The organism is Stenotrophomonas sp. CFBP 13725 (assembly GCF_014841935.1).
Lineage (GTDB): Bacteria > Pseudomonadota > Gammaproteobacteria > Xanthomonadales > Xanthomonadaceae > Stenotrophomonas.
Genome location: NZ_JACYUV010000004.1, coordinates 76,689 through 94,725 on the forward strand (window position 1 = coordinate 76,689; position 18,037 = coordinate 94,725).

Below are 18,037 nucleotides of genomic sequence, written 5' to 3' on the forward strand. Positions count from 1 at the left end.
CTCCCTGCGGAGCTTTCCCGATGAACCTGTCCCTCTCCCTGCTTTCACTGGCGGTGCTCACCAGCCTGTCCGCGATACCCGCCGCGCATGCGGACGCACCGGCCGATGCCGGTACCCTCGATACCGTGCGGGTGGAAGCCGAGCGCGCCAAGAAGAGCACGTCGCGCAACCAGAACGTCACCGTGCTTACCGCTGCCGACCTGGACGCGGACATGGCCAACACCATGGAAGAGGCCATCCGCTACATCCCCGGTGTCAGCGTGGTGGACATGGGTCGCTTCGGTGACAACGGCTTCAACATCCGCGGCCTGGAAAGTGACCGCGTGGCGATCACCGTCGATGGACTCAGCCTCGGCGAGTCCGTGGAAACGGCGCGTTCGTATGAGTTCTTCCGGGGCGGCCGCGGCGACGTGGACATCGACACGCTGAAGAGCCTGCAGGTGATCAAGGGGGCGGACTCCATCACCGCTGGCAGTGGTGCGCTCGGTGGTGCGGTGGTGTTCACCACCAAGGACCCGGCCGACTACCTGAAGGCCGTCGGCAACGACACGCACGTGGGGGTCAAGTTCGGCTACAGCGGTGCCAACGACGAGACCATGGGTACGCTCACTTTCGCCAACCGCACCGGCATCGCCGAATCGATGCTGGTCTATACGCGCCGCGAAGGCCATGAATCAGAGAGCTGGTACGACACGACCGTGGACCGCATCGGCATCGGCCGGCGCACCCCCGATCCGGTGGACAGCACGCGTGACAATCTGTTGGGCAAGCTGGACCTGCAGCTGGATGAACGCAACACACTCGGTTTCATGATCGAGCGTGGCCGTGCGCGCAACGAAGTGGACAACCTGTCGCGCGTGTACGCGCCCGGCTATCTGGAGCGGCGCGGGGATGACCGCAATGATCGGGATCGCTATGGCGTGCGCTGGCAGTACCGCCCGCAGAATGCGCTGTTCGACAGCGTGGAAGCGCAACTGGATCGCCAGGTCACCGAGAGCCGGGGCCTGACCACCATCCTCGCCGGTAGCGGCTGCCCGGGGCGCACCGTGCCGTGCCTGCGCAGCGAGAACCGTGCGACCGAACAGACGCTGGATCGCGCGGCGCTGGATTTCAGCAAGGTGCTGGAAGCGTCCGGCGCGCGCCACGACATTGCGTACGGACTGGCCTGGCAGACCCGCGACGTGGACTTCACCGCCGTGGATACGCGATGGACGGCGGCGGGCACCGTCGCCAGCGTCGATCAGGATCCGCGCCAGGTCCCCAGGACCGACGCGCGCAACTGGAACCTGTATCTGCGTGACAGCGTGTCGTTGCTGGACGACCGACTGATCCTGAGCGGCGGTGCTCGCTATGACCGTTATGACTATTCGCCCACGGTGGATGACACTTTCGCTGACCCGACGGGCAGCGTGCGTGACCTGCAGTTCTCCGCGCCGAGCTGGCAGGCGGGTGCCGAGTTCCGCTTCCTGCCCGACCACGCGCTATGGGCGCAGCTGGGACGAGGGTTCCGTGCACCCAGCGTGGCCGACCTGTATTCGCCGACGGGATCCACTGTCGCCTTTGATGCGCTGACCGGCGCGCAGGTGCAGTTCGATACCTCATCATCGAATCCAGACCTGGATGCCGAAAAGAGCTTGAATGTAGAGCTGGGTTACCGCTGGACGACGGACCGTGGACTGCTGGGCGTCTCGCTGTTCCGCGACCGCTACAGCAACTTCATCGAGACGGTGACCACGGCGCAGGCTTACGCCAACGGCTACCGCACCACCGCGACGTCGCCCGTGTTGTACCGCTACAACGCAACGATGCCGATGAACGCCGGCAAGGTAATCGTCAAGGGTGCCGAGCTGGAAGGTCGCTGGCAGTTCAACGATGCGTGGTCGTCGCGCATCGCGGCCGCCTACAGCGAAGGCGAGAAGGCCAACGGTGATCCGCTGGAGAGCATCGTCCCGGCCAGCGTGGTGGTCGGGCTGCGCTATGCGCCATCGCCCGTGTGGAATGTCACGGCCAACGTGACCCATGCCTGGGGAAAGAACGCCGACGATGCTTACACCACGTTGGCCAACGGCACCCGCGAGACCCCGGATTGGGTCGGCAAGGCCGATGGCTACACGGTGCTGGACCTGGTGGGCAGCTGGAACATCACCGACCAGTTGCGGCTGAGTGCCGGGGTGTACAACCTGACCAACCGCGAGTACTACCTGTGGCAGCGGGTGCGCGGCGTGTTCGAGGGCTCGACCACGTTGTATGGCTACGTCAACGAAGAGGGCATCGGCCGTTACAGCGAACCGGGCCGCAATGCACGGGTGACCGTGGCGTACACCTTCTGAGGGGCAGATCCGCCAGCGCCGAGGCATGATCGGCGAGCGCGCAGCGCGGCCGCCTTGTGCCATCAACAACGAAAAAGGGACGGAGCTCGCGCTCCGTCCCTTTTGTCATTGCGGGGTTACAGCCGCCGAGCAGGGCCCGGCGCTATCTCCCTTAGACCGCGCGGCTGGTGCTCGCGCTGCGGCCACGACCGGCACCGGCGCCGGCGCCGGCGGCACCACCGCCACCACGACGCTGGCCCTGGCCCTGCGCGGCACGCGCCTGGCCCGCACCGTTGCCGCCGCCTTCGCGACGACCGCCACCCGGCTTCTTCGGACCGGCATGCGCGTGACGCGGCGCATCGCCGTGCGGACGACGGGCATGCGAGGTCTTGCGCACGGCACGGTCACCCATATCGCTGTCAGCCTTGCCCGGTGCACTGTTGCCCCAGCGGATCGGCACCTGCAGCTCGAAGCCCGGTACGTCGCGGATATCCATGTCGCGGCCCAGCAGGCGCACGATCTGGCGCAGCAGCTTCACCTCATCCTGGGCGACCAGCGAAATCGCTTCACCGGTGGCGCCATTACGGCCGGTACGGCCGATGCGGTGCACGTAGTCTTCGGCCACCATCGGCAGATCAAAGTTGATCACCTTCGGCAGCTCGTTGATGTCGATACCGCGTGCCGCGATGTCGGTCGCGACCAGCACGGTGACACGGCCAGCCTTGAAGTCCGCCAGTGCGCGCAGGCGCTGGCCCTGGCTCTTGTTGCCGTGGATCGCGGCGGTCTTGATGCCGGACTTGTCCAGGAACGCGGCCAGCTTGTCGCTGCCGTGCTTGGTGCGGGCGAAGACCAGGGTCTGCTCGCGGCTGTCCTGCGCCAGCAGGTGCAGCAGCAGGTCGCGCTTGCGACTGCCGTCGACCGGGTGGACGCGGTGGGTGATCAGCTCGGCGACGGTGTTCTTCGGCGTGACCTGGATCTGCTCCGGGTTGCGCATGAACTCCATGGCCAGCTGCTTGATGCTCTCTTCGAAGGTCGCCGAGAACAGCAGGGTCTGGCGGTTCTGCTTGGGCAGCTTGGCCAGGATGCGCTTGATCGACGGCAGGAAGCCCATGTCGAGCATGCGGTCGGCTTCGTCCAGCACCAGCACTTCAATGCCGGACAGGTCGATGCTGCGACGCTCGATATGGTCGATCAGGCGGCCCGGGCAGGCCACCAGCAGGTCTACGCCACGGCGCAGGATGTCCAGCTGGTTGCCCATGCCGACGCCGCCGTAGATGCAGGCGCTCGGAATGCGCAGGTACTTGCTGTAGCCGCGCAGGCTGTCGTGCACCTGGGTGGCGAGTTCGCGGGTCGGGGTCAGGATCAGCGCGCGCGGCTTGCGCGGGCCGCCGTTGGACACTTCCTGCGAACTGGTGGCCAGGTGCTGCAGCAGCGGCAGGCCGAAGGCGGCGGTCTTACCGGTGCCGGTCTGTGCGCCGGCCAGCAGGTCACGGCCGGCCAGGGCGAGCGGGATCGCCTGCTCCTGGATCGGGGTCGGGGTTTCATAGCCCTGCTCGGAAAGCGCACGCAGCAGGAAGGGCGCAAGGCCCAGGGATTCAAAGGACATTCGAGAAAGCTCCAAAAACAGAGAACGCCTGACCGAATGGCCAAGCGGGGGCAGATCGATGAGATCGGCTGACTCGGAGCGTTCCCGTGAACCGCGCTGCGAGAATTGGGGGCAACCGGCGCGAAGCACAGGCTGGAATGCGTGACGTACGGCGTCGGAGTTGGGGCGGGCGAGGGGTCTATGACCTGACTCGCCGGCGGTCCCGGAGGGAAACGGACGGCCGTTGCAGACCGGCGAAGTCTACCCGAAGTTTGAGACTTGGCGCAAAGGGGCGTGTTCAGGTTGGGCGTCGAACGGGTGAAACCCCCTCGCGGGTGGCGGGGTATCAGGGTGGAACGCCGCGCGGGTGGGGCTGTGGGGGACCCGGCGCAAGGACGTCCATGTAGCCTTGTTTCCGCCCATCCATGGGCTCCAACAGTCCCCCACAACCCCACCCGCGCGGCGTCCTGACAGATTCCTTGCTCGCCAGCCGCGCATGTAAAGGAAGAAGAGCGGTAGCGCCGAGCCGTGCTCGGCGGCAGGGACGCCTCCGATCATCCGCGGGACCGGCATACACTCGGCGATGCGGCGGCGCAGCTTTCCGTGGTTGCGGGGCTTTGATTACACTTGAAACTTGTTGTCCACCTCTGCCGGATATCCCCATGAAGCTTGGTTCGTTGAAGGAAGGGGGCCGCGACGGCACCTTGATCGTGGTCTCGCGTGATCTTGCGCGCGGGGTGCGTGCCACCGGTATCGCGGCGACGCTGCAGGTGGCGCTGGAAGACTGGGCGCGCGTGGCGCCGCGGCTGGATGCGCTCTATCAGTCGCTCAATGCCGGCGATGCCGATGGTGTCTTCGACATGGACATGCAGGCGCTGGCAGCCCCGCTGCCGCGCGCCTACGAATTCCTGGACGGCAGCGCGTACCTGCCGCACGTGGCGCGGGTGCGCCGTGCGCGCGGTGCCGAGGTGCCGGAGAGCTTCTATACCGATCCGCTCATGTACCAGGCCACCAGTGCCGGTTTCCATGGTCCGCGCGATCCGGTGAAGGTGGTCAGCGAGGACTATGGCATCGACCTGGAGGCGGAGATCGTGGTGATCACCGACGATGTGCCGATGGCGGTCACCCCGGAGCAGGCAGCGGGCCACATTCAGTTGATCGGGTTGGTCAATGACGTGTCGCTGCGCAACCTGATCCCGGGCGAGCTGGCGAAGGGGTTCGGGTTCCTGCAGTCCAAGCCGCGTTCCGCGCTGTCGCCGGTGTTCGTCACCCCGGACGAACTGGGCGCTGCCTGGCAGGACAGCACGCTGCACCTGCCGCTGCTTACGCATATCAATGGCGCCTGGTTCGGCGCGCCGGAAGCCGGCGTCGACATGCAGTTCAATTTCGCCCAGTTGGTGGCCCATGCGGCCAAGACCCGCCCGTTGGGTGCGGCAACCATCGTCGGTTCGGGCACCATCGCCAACGAAGACACCAGCAAGGGCGCATCCTGCTTTGCCGAGCAGCGCACCGTGGAAACCCTGCGCGACGGCAAGCCCAGCACGCCGTTCATGTCCTTCGGTGACGTGGTGCGCATTGAAATGCTGGATGCCGCCGGCAACAGTATTTTCGGCGCCATCGAGCAGCGCATCGAACAGGCCTCCGCGCCGTGAATGACGAGGCGGCGCAGGGGCCGGGCGGGCAGGGACGTATCGTCCTGCACACCTATTGGCGCTCCAGTGCCGCCTACCGCGTGCGTATCGGGTTGCACCTGAAGGGTCTGTCGTGGGAGCCGCAGCCGGTCCATCTGGTGCGCGATGGCGGCGAACAGCACCATGACGGTTACCGTGCGCTCAACCCACAGCAACTGGTACCGACGCTGCTGCACCGCGGGCAGGTGCTGACGCAGTCCATGGCCATCCTGGAGTACCTGGATGAGCTGTTCCCGGCCAAGCCGCTGATGCCGGCAGACCCGGCCGGGCGTGCGCGGGTGCGCGGCTTGGCCCAGCTGGTGTCCTGCGATATCCACCCGCTGAACAACCTGCGGGTGATGCAGTATCTGGAGCGCCAGCTGCAGGTGCCGGTCGATGCGCGCACGCAGTGGACCCTGCACTGGATGGCCGAAGGCCTGGCAGCGATGGAGTCCCTGCTGGCGGCCAGCACCGCGACCGGCACGTTCTGCCACGGCGACCACCCCGGCCTGGCCGACGCCTGCCTGATTCCGCAGCTCTACAACGCCCATCGCTTCGGCCTGGAGCTGACCCCTTATCCGACCTTGCGGCGGATCGAGGCGGCGTGTCTGGACCTGGAGGCGTTCGACGCTGCGCGGCCAGAGAATCAAACCGACGCCGCGTGAACAAAAAAGGGGAAGGAGGGGATTAAGTCGTTTTCGGCTTCATGGCCGAAAACGACTTAATCCCCTCCGTCCCCTTTTTCAGAAGCCGTGGGTGATGCTGGGTTGGCCTTCGGAGAAGTCGGCGTAGGGGTCGTGTTCGCCGTCGCTGCCTTCGGACAGGCGGAACTTCAAGGCCAGGCCGTCGCGGGAGTCGGCGGCGCGCAGTGCTTCCTCGATCTCGATGGTGCCGTCCTTCGCCATGCGGAACAGGCACTGGTCGAAGCTCTCCATGCCTTCTTCCAGCGACGCTTCCATCGCGGCCTTGATCTCGTGCACCTGGCCGCGGCGCAGGAGGTCGCGGATCATCGGCGTGTTGATCAGGACCTCGGTAGCGGGCAGGCGGCGGCCGTCCTTGCCCTTCACCAGACGTTGGCTGATGACGCCGCGCAGGTTCAGCGACAGGTTCATCAGCACGTTGCGGTGGGCGCTTTCCGGGAAGAAGTTCAGGATGCGCTCGATCGTCTGGTCGGCATTGTTGGAGTGCAGGGTGGCCAGGCACAGGTGGCCGGTCTCGGCGAAGGCAATGGCCGCCTCCATCGTTTCCGAATCCAGGATTTCGCCGATCAGGATCACGTCGGGTGCTTCACGCATGGCGTTCTTCAAGGCGCTGTTGAAGGCATGCGTGTCCAGCCCCACCTCGCGCTGGTTGACGATCGACATCTTGTGCTTGTGCAGGTACTCGATCGGGTCCTCGATGGTGAGGATGTGCCCGGTGGTCGTGCTGTTGCGGTGGTCGATCATCGAGGCCAGCGAGGTGGACTTGCCCGACCCGGTGGACCCCACCACCAGGACCAGGCCGCGCGGGGTCATGATGACGTCCTTCAGCACCTGCGGCAGGTTCAGCTCTTCGATGCTGGGTATCCGGCTACGGATGGCGCGGATGACCATGCCGACTTCGCCGCGCTGCTTGAACACGTTCACGCGGAAGCGCCCGGTGTCCGCCAGGGCAATCGCCATGTTGAGTTCCAGCTCGCGTTCGAACTGAGGCACCTGGCCTTCGTCCATCAGCGAGTAGGCGATTTTCTTGACCATGCCGGGCGGCAGGCCGGTGTTGCCGAGCGGGTACAGCTTGCCCTCGATCTTGATGTAGACCGGCGCACCGGTAGTCAAGAACATGTCCGAAGCATTCTTTTCGGTCATCAGCTTCAGGAAGTAGCCGATATCCATACGCGTTTTTCCCCAAAAACGAGTCGCCGACGGCCTAAGTTGCAAGCATGCCGTCGGCTTGACGACAATGGCCGTGCACAATCATCGGCACGGCCTCCCCAAATGAATCGACGTAGCTTCGCACAAATGCGCCACGCCCTGTATGTGACGGCGTTGGCATTCGCACTCTCTGCCCCGGCCATTGCGCTGGCGCAGGACGGCGCGCTGGAACTGGCGCAGGCACGGCAAGCGGTGGAAAAGGCCACCCAGGCTGACGCCGACCAATACGCCCCCGATCTGATCAACCTGGCGAGACAGGGCCTGGAGCAGGCCCAACGTGCGGCAGGCGACCGTCGGGAGCGCAAGAACGCGCCCGCCATGGCCCTGCGTGTGGCCGCGGATGCCGACCTGGCCCGCGTCCGCAGCGAGGAAGCCACCGCCACCGCGCAGCTGCAGTTGCGCCGCAATGAAGTCACCCAGCTGCAACGCCAGCTGGAAACCGGGGATGACCGCTGATGCGCGCACGTTCGATGTACTTGGCTGCGGGGCTGTTGACCCTGCCCCTGCTGGCTGTTGCTGCCGACGATCCGGCGGTACTGCAGCTCAACCAGCGCCTGATGGCGATCTCGGCCAATCCGGATACGGCCAACCTGGGCGCGTTCGAGCGCATGCAGGCGCAACAGGCGATCAGCACCCTCGATACCGCCAAGCGCCGCGACCAGGAGCTTGCCCGATATCTGGCCGAGCGGCGGGTAGAGATCGCCGAGACTTCGGTGCGTGCGGCCTTGGCCCAGCGCGAAGTGGATCGGCTGGAACGCACCCGCAGCGACATGCTGATCGAAGCGAGCCGCCGGGAAGCGGCACGTGCGCGGCAGGAAGCCGAGCGTCTGCGTGTGCAGGCGCAGATCCAAGCGGAGGAGGCCGAACGGCTGCGACTCGCTGCGGAGAGTGAGGTGCTGGCCCGGCAGGATGCGGAGAACGCGCTGACCAGCGTGGCCGGCAAGCAGCAGCAGCGCCTCAGCGCGGCGCAGCAGAACGCGGCCAAGCTGGCACGCGAGGAAGCTGAGCTGGTGTCCGGCCAGAAGCTGCCGGGCAGCAAGTTCGACAGCCGGGGTGAGATCTTCACGCTGACCGGCGACGCGTTTGCCAGCGGCCAGGCCAGTCTGTCCAACGGAGCGAAGAACCAGGCCAAGGCACTCGCCGAGTACCTGAACATCGGCAAGAAGGGCCGCGTGCGCATCGAGGCCTACGACAGTGCCAACGGCGTTGGCCAGCGACGTGCCGACGCGGTGCGCGACGCACTGGTTGCCGCAGGCGTCGCTGGCAATCGCATCCAGTCCGTCGGCAAGAAGGCTGCCTCCACGCGAGCGCGTTCCGTCGAGGTGATTGTTTCACCTTAAAGTATTGTTTTCGTTAATAAATGCGAGTGGCTTCACTACATCCTGAACCGCTCGTCGCCCCGACCCGGCTATTTGTCGCGAGGGGCTTGAAGGCCCCCTTCGGCAAGCGTAGGGTCAATTGTCCGGGACGCATTCGGCGGACCGGACAGAAAGGAGGGCCGGGCCGATGCAATCGTGGCACGAACCAGCGCAGGCAGACATCCACGGGCCAGTGTGGAACGCCTTGCAGGACGTGGCCTTGCACGCGCCCGCCTTCCTTCCCTCAATCGACGCCCTGTGCCGAAAGGCCGGGGCGTTCGTGTTCCAGCTGAAGGAGGTACATCATGTTTGAAGATCAGTCCCAGAGCGAGATCGAAGCCCGCCGCGCGCGCGATCCGGAGTTTCGGACCCTGCATGACGAACACCGGAAGTTGAATCGCCAATGCATGGATGCCGAGCTCGGCGTTATGGCAGTCAGTGATATCACCCTGGGCCGGATGAAGCGGGAAAAGCTGCTGGCCAAGCAACGTCTGCAGCGCATGCTGGAGACCCCCGTGCAATCACAGACCTCCCCCGCGCATTGAGTTGACCCACAGCAAGCAGGCAGGCCACGGGCCCGCCATGTAAGAACATCGCCGTTCCCTGTCGCGGGCGGCCTGGGCCTCCTCGTCGGCCCATGTCGTCCGCGTCACTTAGGGCTTGGTGCATTCCCCCTGACATTCGCGGTCAACCAGCGGATAATCCAGTATCCGGCCCTGCGCGGCGCGAACTGAAGTCCCCCGAATGCCCATCCATGCTTCCGTCCTCGATCTCATCGGCCATACCCCCATCGTCAAGGCCCAGCGCCTGGATACCGGTGTCTGCGAGCTGTTCCTGAAGCTCGAAAGCGCCAACCCGGGCGGCTCGATCAAGGACCGCATCGGCCTGTCGATGATCGAGGCGGCTGAACAGCGCGGTGACCTGAAGCCGGGCGCGACGCTGGTGGAGGGCACGGCGGGCAATACCGGCCTGGGCTTGGCGCTGGTGGCGCAGCAGAAGGGCTACAAGCTGGTGCTGGTGGTGCCGGACAAGATGAGCCGGGAAAAGATCTTCAACCTGAAGGCCATGGGCGCTGAAGTGCGCCTGACCCGTTCGGACGTGGCCAAGGGCCATCCGGAGTACTACCAGGACCTGGCCAAGACCATCGCTGACCAGATTCCGGGCGCGTACTTCATCAATCAGTTCGGAAATCCCGACAACCCGGCGGCCCATGAGTTCGGTACCGGCCCGGAAATCCTCGAGCAGATGGACGGCGACCTGGACGCGATCGTGTTCGGCTGTGGCAGCTCGGGCACCATGACCGGTCTGTCGCGCGCGTTTTCCACGCTGTCGCCGAAGACCGAGCTGGTGCTCGCCGACCCGGTCGGCTCGATCCTGGCGGAATACATCAATGATGGCGTGCTCAACGACAAGTCCGGCAGCTGGCTTGTCGAAGGTATCGGCGAGGACTTCCTGCCGTCGATCGCTGATTTCAGCCGCGTCACCAAGGCCTATGCCATCACCGATGCGGAAAGCTTCCACACCGCACGCGAGCTGCTGGGCAAGGAGGGCATCCTGGGCGGCTCGTCCACCGGCACTCTGCTGGCGGCAGCGCTGAAGTACTGCCAGGAGCAGACCACGCCGAAGCGGGTTCTCGTGCTGGTCTGCGACACCGGCAACAAATATCTGTCGAAGATGTACAACGACTATTGGATGCTGGACAACGGCTTCCTCGAGCGCCCGCAGCATGGCGACCTGCGCGACCTGATCCTGCGCCCGTATGGCCAGCGCGATACCGTAGTGATCGGTCCGAATGATCTGCTGACCACCGCCTACCAGCGCATGAAGTTGTATGACGTGTCGCAGCTGCCGGTCGTCGACGGTGACACGCTGGTGGGCATCGTCGATGAAAGTGATGTCCTGCTGCATGTGTACGGTGACGAAGCGCGCTTCCGCGATACCGTTTCCACCGCGATGGTCAGCAAGCTGGACCGGCTGGATGTGAAGTCGCCTATCGAGGCCCTGCTGCCGGTATTCGACCGCGGCCAGGTGGCGATCATCATGGACGGTGACAGCTTCCTTGGCCTGATCACCCGCATCGATCTGCTGAATTACCTGCGCCGTCGCGTTCAGTAACGCGACGTTTGCTGGAATTGGCCTCTGAATCCGCGTTTATCCGTGTCAATGGGCGTTAAGCCCACGCTGGTAGACTCCCGACCCCTTGATGGCGACCGTGTTGGGCGCCCTGCAGGAATCAACTTAATGTCCGATTCGTCCAAGCCCGCCCACGCGCGTGCGTTGTCACTGGCCACGCTGGCCATCCATGGCGGCCAGTCGCCGGACCCCAGCACGGGCGCGGTGATGCCGCCGATCTATGCGACGTCCACCTATGCGCAGAGCAGCCCCGGCGAGCACCAGGGTTTCGAGTACTCGCGCACCCACAACCCGACGCGCTTTGCGTACGAGCGGTGCGTAGCCTCGCTGGAAGGCGGCTCGCGTGGTTTCGCGTTTGCGTCGGGCATGGCGGCCACGTCCACGGTGATGGAACTGCTGGATGCCAACAGCCATGTCGTGGCGATGGATGACATCTATGGCGGCACGTTCCGCCTGTTCGAACGCGTGCGTCGTCGCACCGCCGGGCTGGATTTCAGCTTCGTCGACCTGACCGACGTGGCGGCCTTCGAGGCAGCGATCACGCCGGCCACGAAGATGGTGTGGATCGAGACCCCCACCAACCCGATGCTGAAGATCGTCGACATCGCGGCGGTTGCCGCCGTGGCGAAAAAGCACGGGCTGATCGTGGTGGTCGACAACACCTTCGCCTCGCCGATGCTGCAGCGCCCGCTGGAACTCGGCGCGGACCTGGTGCTGCACTCGGCCACCAAGTACCTCAATGGCCATTCGGACATGGTGGGCGGCATGGTGGTGGTCGGTGACAACACCGAGCTGGCCGAGCAGATGGCCTTCCTGCAGAACTCCATTGGCGCGGTGCAGGGGCCGTTCGACAGCTTCCTGGCCCTGCGTGGCCTGAAGACCCTGCCGCTGCGTATGAAGGCGCATTGCGCAAACGCGATGGCTCTGGCGCAGTGGCTGGAAACCCAGCCGGCGGTGGAGAAAGTGATCTATCCGGGGCTGAAGAGTCATCCGCAGCACGAACTGGCTACTGCACAGATGAACGGTTACGGCGGCATCGTATCGATCGTGCTGAAGGGCGGGTTCGACGCGGCGAAGCGGTTCTGCGAGCGCACCGAGCTGTTTACGCTGGCCGAGTCGCTGGGGGGTGTGGAGAGCCTGGTGAACCATCCTGCGGTGATGACGCATGCCTCGATTCCGGTTGAACGGCGGGAAACGCTGGGAATCAGTGCGGGGCTGGTGCGGCTGAGTGTTGGTGTTGAGGATCTGGGGGATCTGATGGTAGATCTGGAGCAGGCGCTGACGCAGAAGGTTGGTTGATGGGGATTTTCTCTGTATTCGGCAAGCACCGCTTGCTGACCTTTGAACTGAGCCAGCGTGAAGTCCTGGGCCGCTACCGCGGCGCCAGCTTTGGCCTGCTGTGGTCGCTGATCAGCCCCTTCCTGATGTTGCTGGTCTATACCTTGGCATTCGGCTTCGTCATGAAAGGGCGTTGGCCGGGTTCCAGCGGCTCGACCACCGATTTCGCGTTGATTCTGTTCGCGGGTCTGACGGTGCACGGTTTCTTCGCGGAGTGCTTCACCCGCGCGCCGCAGCTGATCATTTCCAATACCGGCTATGTGAAGCGGGTGGTGTTCCCGTTGGACATCCTCGTCTGGAGCATGACTTTCTCGGCGTTGTTCCACCTGCTGATGAACATGGTGGTGCTGCTCCTGCTGCACCTTTTCATCAAGGGCAGTGTCCCAGCCACTGCGGCACTGCTTCCGCTGGTGGTGATGCCGCTGGTGATCCTGACGGTCGGCGTCGGCTGGATCGTCTCGTCGTTGGGTGTGTACCTGCGTGACATCGGCCAGATTGCCGGCGTGATAGCAGCAGCCATGCTGTTCCTGTCATCCGCCATCGTGCCGGTCGAATCCGTGCCTGAGAGTTACCGCATCGTGTTCGAACTCAACCCGCTGACATTCATCATCGATCAGGTTCGCGAGGTAGTGATCTGGGGCCGGATGCCCAATTGGGCTGGACTCGGCATCTACTCGGTCATTGCGTGCGTTGTCGCCCTGCTGGGCCATCGTCTGTTCAACAAACTGCGGGTGGGTTTTGCCGATGTCCTCTGAGCAAATCGACACCGACGTCGTCATAGACGTGGAGGGCGTTGGCAAGTCGTATCATATGTACGAACGTCCTTCGCATCGCCTGCTGCAAGCCTTGGCCGGCAAGCGTAAATCCTATTACAAGGATTTCTGGGCGTTACGCGGGGTCAGCTTCTCGATTCGTCGGGGGCAGACCGTGGGCATCGTCGGCCGCAACGGCTCGGGCAAGTCCACGTTGCTGCAGATGATCGCTGGAACCCTCAATCCGACCGAAGGCCACATCACGGTCAAGGGCCGTGTGGCCGCACTGCTGGAGCTTGGCAGTGGCTTCAACCCGGAGTTCACCGGGCGTGAAAATGTGTACCTCAACGCCACGATCCTGGGCCTGACCCGGTCCCAGATCGAAGCGCGCATGGACAGCATCCTTGCTTTCGCCGACATCGGCGAATTCATTGACCAGCCCGTGCGCAGCTACTCCAGCGGCATGTCGGTGCGCCTGGCGTTCGCGGTGATCGCCCACGTCGATGCCGATATCCTGATCATCGATGAAGCCCTCGCCGTCGGCGATGCCTTTTTCTCGCAGAAGTGCATGCGTTTCCTGCGCGAGTTCCAGAAGAACGGCACGCTCCTGTTCGTCAGCCATGACGCGGCGGCGGTCACCAACCTCTGCGAGTGCGCGATATGGCTGCAGAATGGCCAGATGCGCCTGTCCGGTACGTCGCAGGAAGTGATCGAGGCGTACATGACCGAACAACACGTCGTCGGCCGCCGCGAAGCCGGTGCCGAGGACGTGAAGATCGAAAAGAAGGTGCGCAGGCTGGCAGTGGACCTTCCTGATTTCCGCCATGACGCGCTGCGCGAAGCGGGCGTCAGCAACCGGATCGCACTTTTCGAATTCGACCCGGAGAACGTGGGGCAGGAATTCGGTGCGCAGGGGGCGCGCATCGTCGATGTATCGCTCACCGACGAGCAGGGCGCCCCGCTGGGGATGGCCGAGGGCGGCGAGCTGGTGCGCCTGCGCATCCGGGTTGAGCTCGTGCAGTCGCTGGACAGCGTCATCGTCGGTTTCTACGTAAAGGACCGGCTCGGCCAACGGCTGTTCGGGGACAACAGCTATTTCGCCTGCAAGGGCGCGCCGGTGGGCGGGCGCGCCGGCGAGTCGGTCGTTGCATCTTTCCTCTTCCGCATGCCGGTAATGCCCTCCGGCTCTTACATGATCGATGCAGCGGTGGCTTCCGGCGACCAGCACGACCATACCCAACAGCACTGGATTCATGACGCGCTGGAGTTCCGCGCGATCGACGAGACCATGCGTTTCGGCCTCGTGGGGCTTCCCATGCTTGCCATCGATGTCAAAAAGGAACCCTGATGATCGAGTTCACCGGCGAACGATTCGTCCCTACAGAACATGGTGTCATCCGCCAGGAGCACCTGCACCGGTATGCCTGGTGCCTGCCACTGGTGGAAGGGAAGGACGTGCTGGATGTGGCCAGTGGCGAGGGCTACGGCAGCGCCATGCTTGCCAGCCGCGCACGGTCGGTGCGCGGCGTCGATATCTCGCATGATGCGGTTGCCCATGCCAGCGAGCGCTATGCCGACGTAGCGAACCTCGAATACCTGCAGGGGTCTGCAGCCGCTATTCCGCTTCCCAATGACAGCGTTGATGTGGTGGTGTCGTTCGAGACGATCGAACACCTTTACGAGCAGGAAGAAATGATGTCCGAGATCCGCCGCGTTCTGCGGCCGGATGGCGTGATGGTCATGTCCTCGCCCAACAAGGAGGTCTATTCCGATCGTGCGGGTTACCACAACGAGTACCACGTAAAGGAACTCTATCTGGAGGAGTTCCATTCACTGGTCGGGCGGCATTTCCCGGCACTGCGCATGTGCGGCCACCGAATGTCGGTCTGTTCCACGATCACTGAACTGGAGGCGGGCCCGCCGCAGGCCGTCTACCAGGCGCTCACCGATACCGGGGAAGGGATCCAGGAGCGCACTGCGCAGATCCCCGATGCCGTCTATTTCGTGGTGGTGGCTGCGGCCGATGCTTCGCTGCTGCCGCAGCTGGCGGCGTCGGTGCTGTATGCCGAAGAGGAAGACCTCTATGCGCACCATCATGAAGTCGCACGCTGGGCCCAGGCCCAGAATGCCGAGATCGACTCGTTACGTGGCCATGTCGTGCGCGAACAGGGCATGGTGGCTGAACTGCATCACCAGCTGGAGCAGGCTGGATTGGCCGCTACCGAGCGGCTGCAACAGCAGGAGCGCGAGCAGCATGACGTCGTAACGCGGTTGCAGCAGCAGGAGCATGAGCAACGCGCCGCTGTCGCACGACTGCAGCACCAGGAGCAGGAGCAGCAGGCTGTCATCGCAGGACTGCAGCAGCATGAGCGGGAGCAGCAGGCTGTCATCGCAGGACTGCAGCAGCATGAGCGGGAGCAGCAGGCCGTCATCGCAGGACTGCAGCAGCATGAGCGGGAGCAGCGGGCCGTCATCGCAGGACTACAACAGCGGCTGGACAATGAGAAGGCGCGGGCCGCACGCCTGGAGTCGGCCATGGCTGAAGTCTGGGACGTTCGCAACCATCTGCAGGCACAGATGACGGCTGTTTCCGGCCTGACCAATGCGGCGCGTGCTGAACTGCGGCAACGCTACAATCACATCGATCAGCTGCTCCAGCAGTCAGGCGTCAACCTCGCGGGGCGGCGCCAGGTCGATGAAAGTGGTGGTACAGATGTGTCGAGTCTGCTGTCGTCGTATCGCGAGGAGCTGCAGGCACTCCAGGATCTCACCGGTTCGCTGCTCAGCTCGCGTTCCTGGCGTATCACCAAGCCCCTGCGCTTCAGCGGGCGCGTGCTGCGCGGCGAGTGGGGCATGGTGCTGCAATCATTGCGTGAATCCGGATTGGCGCAGCATCCGTTGCTGAAGCCGCTGGTGCCGATGGCAAAGCGCATGCTTCTCAAGCAAAGCGAAACTGGCCCCACACCGATTGAAGGCCTGTTGCTGGAGGATATCAAGCATGACCCTCAGGACGTCCTGGAGAGCATAAGCTTCGCCGATGTGGCCGATCCGCTGGTCAGCATCGTCATACCGACCTACGGCAATTTTGAGCAGAGTCTTGCCTGCGTGGCATCCATTGCCAAGGCTGGCGCGCGCGTGTCGTTCGAAGTCCTTGTGCTGGAGGACGCGTCGGGCGATACGCGGATCGCCGGACTGGGGACAATCCCGGGGCTGCGCTATCACGCCAACCCAAAGAACCTCGGCTTCCTGCGGTCCTGCAATCAGGCATTGACGTTGGCCAAGGGGCGCTACGTCTATTTTCTCAATAATGACACCGAAGTCCTTCCGGGCTGGCTCGATTCTCTCGTCGATGTGTTCCAGTCGCACCCTGATGCCGGCCTTGTCGGCTCGAAGCTGGTCTACCCCGATGGCCGGTTGCAGGAAGCGGGGGGCATCGTGTGGGCCGATGGCAGTGCCTGGAACTTCGGGCGCCTCGAGGATCCCTCGCGCCCGGCGTACAGCTACCTCAAGGAAGCCGACTATGTGTCCGGTGCATCGATAATGCTGCCACTGGATCTGTTCCGCGAACTTGGTGGTTTCGATGAGCATTTCGCGCCTGCGTACTACGAAGACACCGACATTGCATTCCGTGTGCGTGCACACGGCCTGAAGGTTTACATGCAGCCGGACTCGGTGGTGGTGCATTACGAGGGCGTCTCCAGCGGCACCGACGAGGCCAGCGGTGTCAAGGCTTGGCAGGCGATCAACCGCGACAAGTTCCTTGAGCGCTGGGGTCCGACGCTGCAGGAGACGCAGTTCCCGAATGCCGAGAACGTCTTCCTTGCCCGTGATCGTTCGCGCACCAAGCGACATGTATTGGTGGTCGATCATTACATTCCGCAGCCGGACCGCGATGCCGGATCACGCGCGACCTGCCAGGTGCTGCACACACTGGTGCAGGAAGGATGCCAGGTCACTTTCTGGCCAGCGAACGCTTACCACGATGCCGAGTACGCCTTGCCGTTGCAGCGTTTGGGTATCGAAGTAATGCATGGTGCCGAGTGTGTGGGCGTGGCCGGGTTCGATGCCTGGATGGAGGCCAATGGGCACTATCTGGATGTAGTGATCCTCAACCGTCCGCACATTTCCATTGAACTGGTGGAGAGTGTCCGGCGGCGCAGCACGGCCACGTTGGTTTACTACGGGCACGACATCCATCACCTGCGCATGCAGCAGCACCTGCGGTTGAAACCCGACGAGGAACTGGAACGGGAAACCGAGCGCTATCGCGGTTTCGAGCATGCACTCTGGCAGCAGGCCGACGTCGTTCTTTATCCGTCGGATGATGAAACACGTCACGTGCGCCAATGGCTGGCCGAGCAGGCGCCGGCTTCGACCAGCCGTGCTGAAACCATTCCTCTGTATGCCTTTGAACATTCCGGTGTGGTGCCATCACCGCAGGGCCGGCAGGACGTCCTGCTGGTAGCCGGCTTTGCACATGCGCCCAATGTCGATGCCGCGCTGTGGTTCGTCAACGACGTCCTGCCGTTGGTCGTGCGCGAGATTCCGGCAGTGAGAGTAAGCCTGGTGGGTTCCAATCCACGCCCTGAAGTGCAGGCGTTGGCCTCCGAGCAGATCGAGGTCACCGGCTATGTCAGTGATGCCCGTCTGGAAACTTTCTATGCCAACGCGCGCGTGGCCGTTGCTCCGCTCCGATTCGGCGGTGGCGTGAAAGGCAAAGTGTTGGAGGCATTGCGCCATGGCGTGCCCTGCGTAACCACGTCGGTGGGCATGCAGGGCCTCGCCGGCGCCGGGGCCTTCATGCCGGTCGCGGACGAGCCGGCGGCGATGGCCGCACATATCGTCGCGCTGCTGCGCGATGACGGACTCTGGCAGCGGGTTTCGACAGCGGAACAGGCATTCATCGAGAAGGAATACTCGCGTGAGGCGTTGTGGCGGGTGCTGTCATCATCGATGCAACGCGACGGGCTGGCAGAGTGAGG

Annotated in this window: 13 protein-coding genes; 11 read left to right on the forward strand and 2 right to left on the reverse strand. The window is 64.0% G+C overall.

Going from position 1 to position 18,037, the window contains the following annotated elements:
• Positions 1-20: 20 nt before the first annotated feature.
• Positions 21-2,330 carry a TonB-dependent hemoglobin/transferrin/lactoferrin family receptor gene (locus IFT65_RS08540; RefSeq protein WP_192081118.1) on the forward strand — a complete coding sequence of 770 codons (2,310 nt, stop codon included), beginning with the start codon at positions 21-23 and terminating at the stop codon, positions 2,328-2,330.
• Between the two features lie 151 nt (positions 2,331-2,481).
• On the opposite strand, the gene IFT65_RS08545 is transcribed toward IFT65_RS08540, so the two are convergent.
• Positions 2,482-3,915, reverse strand: a complete 1,434-nt coding sequence (locus IFT65_RS08545) for a DEAD/DEAH box helicase (protein WP_192081119.1) — start codon at positions 3,913-3,915, stop codon at positions 2,482-2,484.
• 641 nt (positions 3,916-4,556) lie between these two features.
• On the opposite strand from IFT65_RS08545, the gene IFT65_RS08550 reads away from it, so the two are divergent.
• Together IFT65_RS08550 and maiA are read left to right on the forward strand one after the other, a co-directional pair.
• Positions 4,557-5,546: a fumarylacetoacetate hydrolase family protein gene (locus IFT65_RS08550; protein ID WP_192081120.1), complete on the forward strand. Its 990-nt coding sequence runs from the start codon at positions 4,557-4,559 to the stop codon at positions 5,544-5,546.
• A complete protein-coding gene (maiA, locus tag IFT65_RS08555) occupies positions 5,543-6,229 on the forward strand; it encodes a maleylacetoacetate isomerase (RefSeq protein WP_342365876.1) in 687 nt (228 codons plus the stop codon). Before IFT65_RS08550 ends, maiA begins: the two co-directional genes overlap by 4 nt.
• A gap of 78 nt (positions 6,230-6,307) precedes the next feature.
• Here the strand turns inward: maiA and IFT65_RS08560 are convergent, their stop codons facing one another.
• Positions 6,308-7,435: a PilT/PilU family type 4a pilus ATPase gene (locus tag IFT65_RS08560; RefSeq protein ID WP_188325975.1), complete on the reverse strand. Its 1,128-nt coding sequence runs from the start codon at positions 7,433-7,435 to the stop codon at positions 6,308-6,310.
• A 126-nt stretch (positions 7,436-7,561) separates the two neighbouring features.
• Here IFT65_RS08560 and IFT65_RS08565 point away from each other — a divergent pair, with 126 nt between their 5' ends.
• From IFT65_RS08565 to IFT65_RS08600, 8 genes are all read left to right on the forward strand, one after another.
• Entirely contained in the window at positions 7,562-7,930 is a 369-nt protein-coding gene (locus IFT65_RS08565; RefSeq protein WP_192081121.1) for a DUF4398 domain-containing protein, read from the forward strand.
• On the forward strand, positions 7,930-8,814 hold the full coding sequence (locus tag IFT65_RS08570) for an OmpA family protein (protein WP_192081122.1): 885 nt from the start codon (positions 7,930-7,932) through the stop codon (positions 8,812-8,814). The genes IFT65_RS08565 and IFT65_RS08570 overlap by 1 nt, the downstream gene beginning before the upstream one ends.
• A gap of 323 nt (positions 8,815-9,137) precedes the next feature.
• Positions 9,138-9,377 (forward strand): YdcH family protein, encoded by a 240-nt coding sequence (locus tag IFT65_RS08575; RefSeq protein ID WP_188325978.1) that lies wholly within the window; start codon positions 9,138-9,140, stop codon positions 9,375-9,377.
• A 199-nt stretch (positions 9,378-9,576) separates the two neighbouring features.
• A complete protein-coding gene (locus IFT65_RS08580) occupies positions 9,577-10,947 on the forward strand; it encodes a pyridoxal-phosphate dependent enzyme (RefSeq protein ID WP_188325979.1) in 1,371 nt (456 codons plus the stop codon).
• Positions 10,948-11,073: 126 nt separating this feature from the next.
• Positions 11,074-12,264: a cystathionine gamma-synthase gene (locus tag IFT65_RS08585; RefSeq protein WP_192081123.1), complete on the forward strand. Its 1,191-nt coding sequence runs from the start codon at positions 11,074-11,076 to the stop codon at positions 12,262-12,264.
• A complete protein-coding gene (locus IFT65_RS08590) occupies positions 12,264-13,058 on the forward strand; it encodes an ABC transporter permease (protein WP_192081124.1) in 795 nt (264 codons plus the stop codon). Before IFT65_RS08585 ends, IFT65_RS08590 begins: the two co-directional genes overlap by 1 nt.
• The gene (locus IFT65_RS08595; RefSeq protein WP_192081344.1) at positions 13,048-14,403 is read left to right on the forward strand and encodes an ABC transporter ATP-binding protein; all 1,356 of its coding nucleotides are present in this window, start codon (positions 13,048-13,050) and stop codon (positions 14,401-14,403) included. Before IFT65_RS08590 ends, IFT65_RS08595 begins: the two co-directional genes overlap by 11 nt.
• Positions 14,403-18,035, forward strand: coding sequence for a glycosyltransferase (locus IFT65_RS08600; RefSeq protein ID WP_192081125.1), 3,633 nt, complete (start codon positions 14,403-14,405; stop codon positions 18,033-18,035). The genes IFT65_RS08595 and IFT65_RS08600 overlap by 1 nt, the downstream gene beginning before the upstream one ends.
• The last annotated feature ends 2 nt before the right edge of the window (positions 18,036-18,037 follow it).

Coding starts and splice junctions, on each gene's coding strand:
- IFT65_RS08580 (WP_188325979.1), top strand. CDS start 9,577: ATGCCCATCCATGCTTCCGTCCTCGATCTCATCGGCCATACCCCCATC.
- IFT65_RS08560 (WP_188325975.1), bottom strand. CDS start 7,435: ATGGATATCGGCTACTTCCTGAAGCTGATGACCGAAAAGAATGCTTCG.
- IFT65_RS08600 (WP_192081125.1), top strand. CDS start 14,403: ATGATCGAGTTCACCGGCGAACGATTCGTCCCTACAGAACATGGTGTC.
- IFT65_RS08545 (WP_192081119.1), bottom strand. CDS start 3,915: ATGTCCTTTGAATCCCTGGGCCTTGCGCCCTTCCTGCTGCGTGCGCTT.
- IFT65_RS08575 (WP_188325978.1), top strand. CDS start 9,138: ATGTTTGAAGATCAGTCCCAGAGCGAGATCGAAGCCCGCCGCGCGCGC.
- IFT65_RS08590 (WP_192081124.1), top strand. CDS start 12,264: ATGGGGATTTTCTCTGTATTCGGCAAGCACCGCTTGCTGACCTTTGAA.
- IFT65_RS08550 (WP_192081120.1), top strand. CDS start 4,557: ATGAAGCTTGGTTCGTTGAAGGAAGGGGGCCGCGACGGCACCTTGATC.
- IFT65_RS08570 (WP_192081122.1), top strand. CDS start 7,930: ATGCGCGCACGTTCGATGTACTTGGCTGCGGGGCTGTTGACCCTGCCC.
- IFT65_RS08540 (WP_192081118.1), top strand. CDS start 21: ATGAACCTGTCCCTCTCCCTGCTTTCACTGGCGGTGCTCACCAGCCTG.
- IFT65_RS08585 (WP_192081123.1), top strand. CDS start 11,074: ATGTCCGATTCGTCCAAGCCCGCCCACGCGCGTGCGTTGTCACTGGCC.
- IFT65_RS08595 (WP_192081344.1), top strand. CDS start 13,048: ATGTCCTCTGAGCAAATCGACACCGACGTCGTCATAGACGTGGAGGGC.
- IFT65_RS08565 (WP_192081121.1), top strand. CDS start 7,562: ATGCGCCACGCCCTGTATGTGACGGCGTTGGCATTCGCACTCTCTGCC.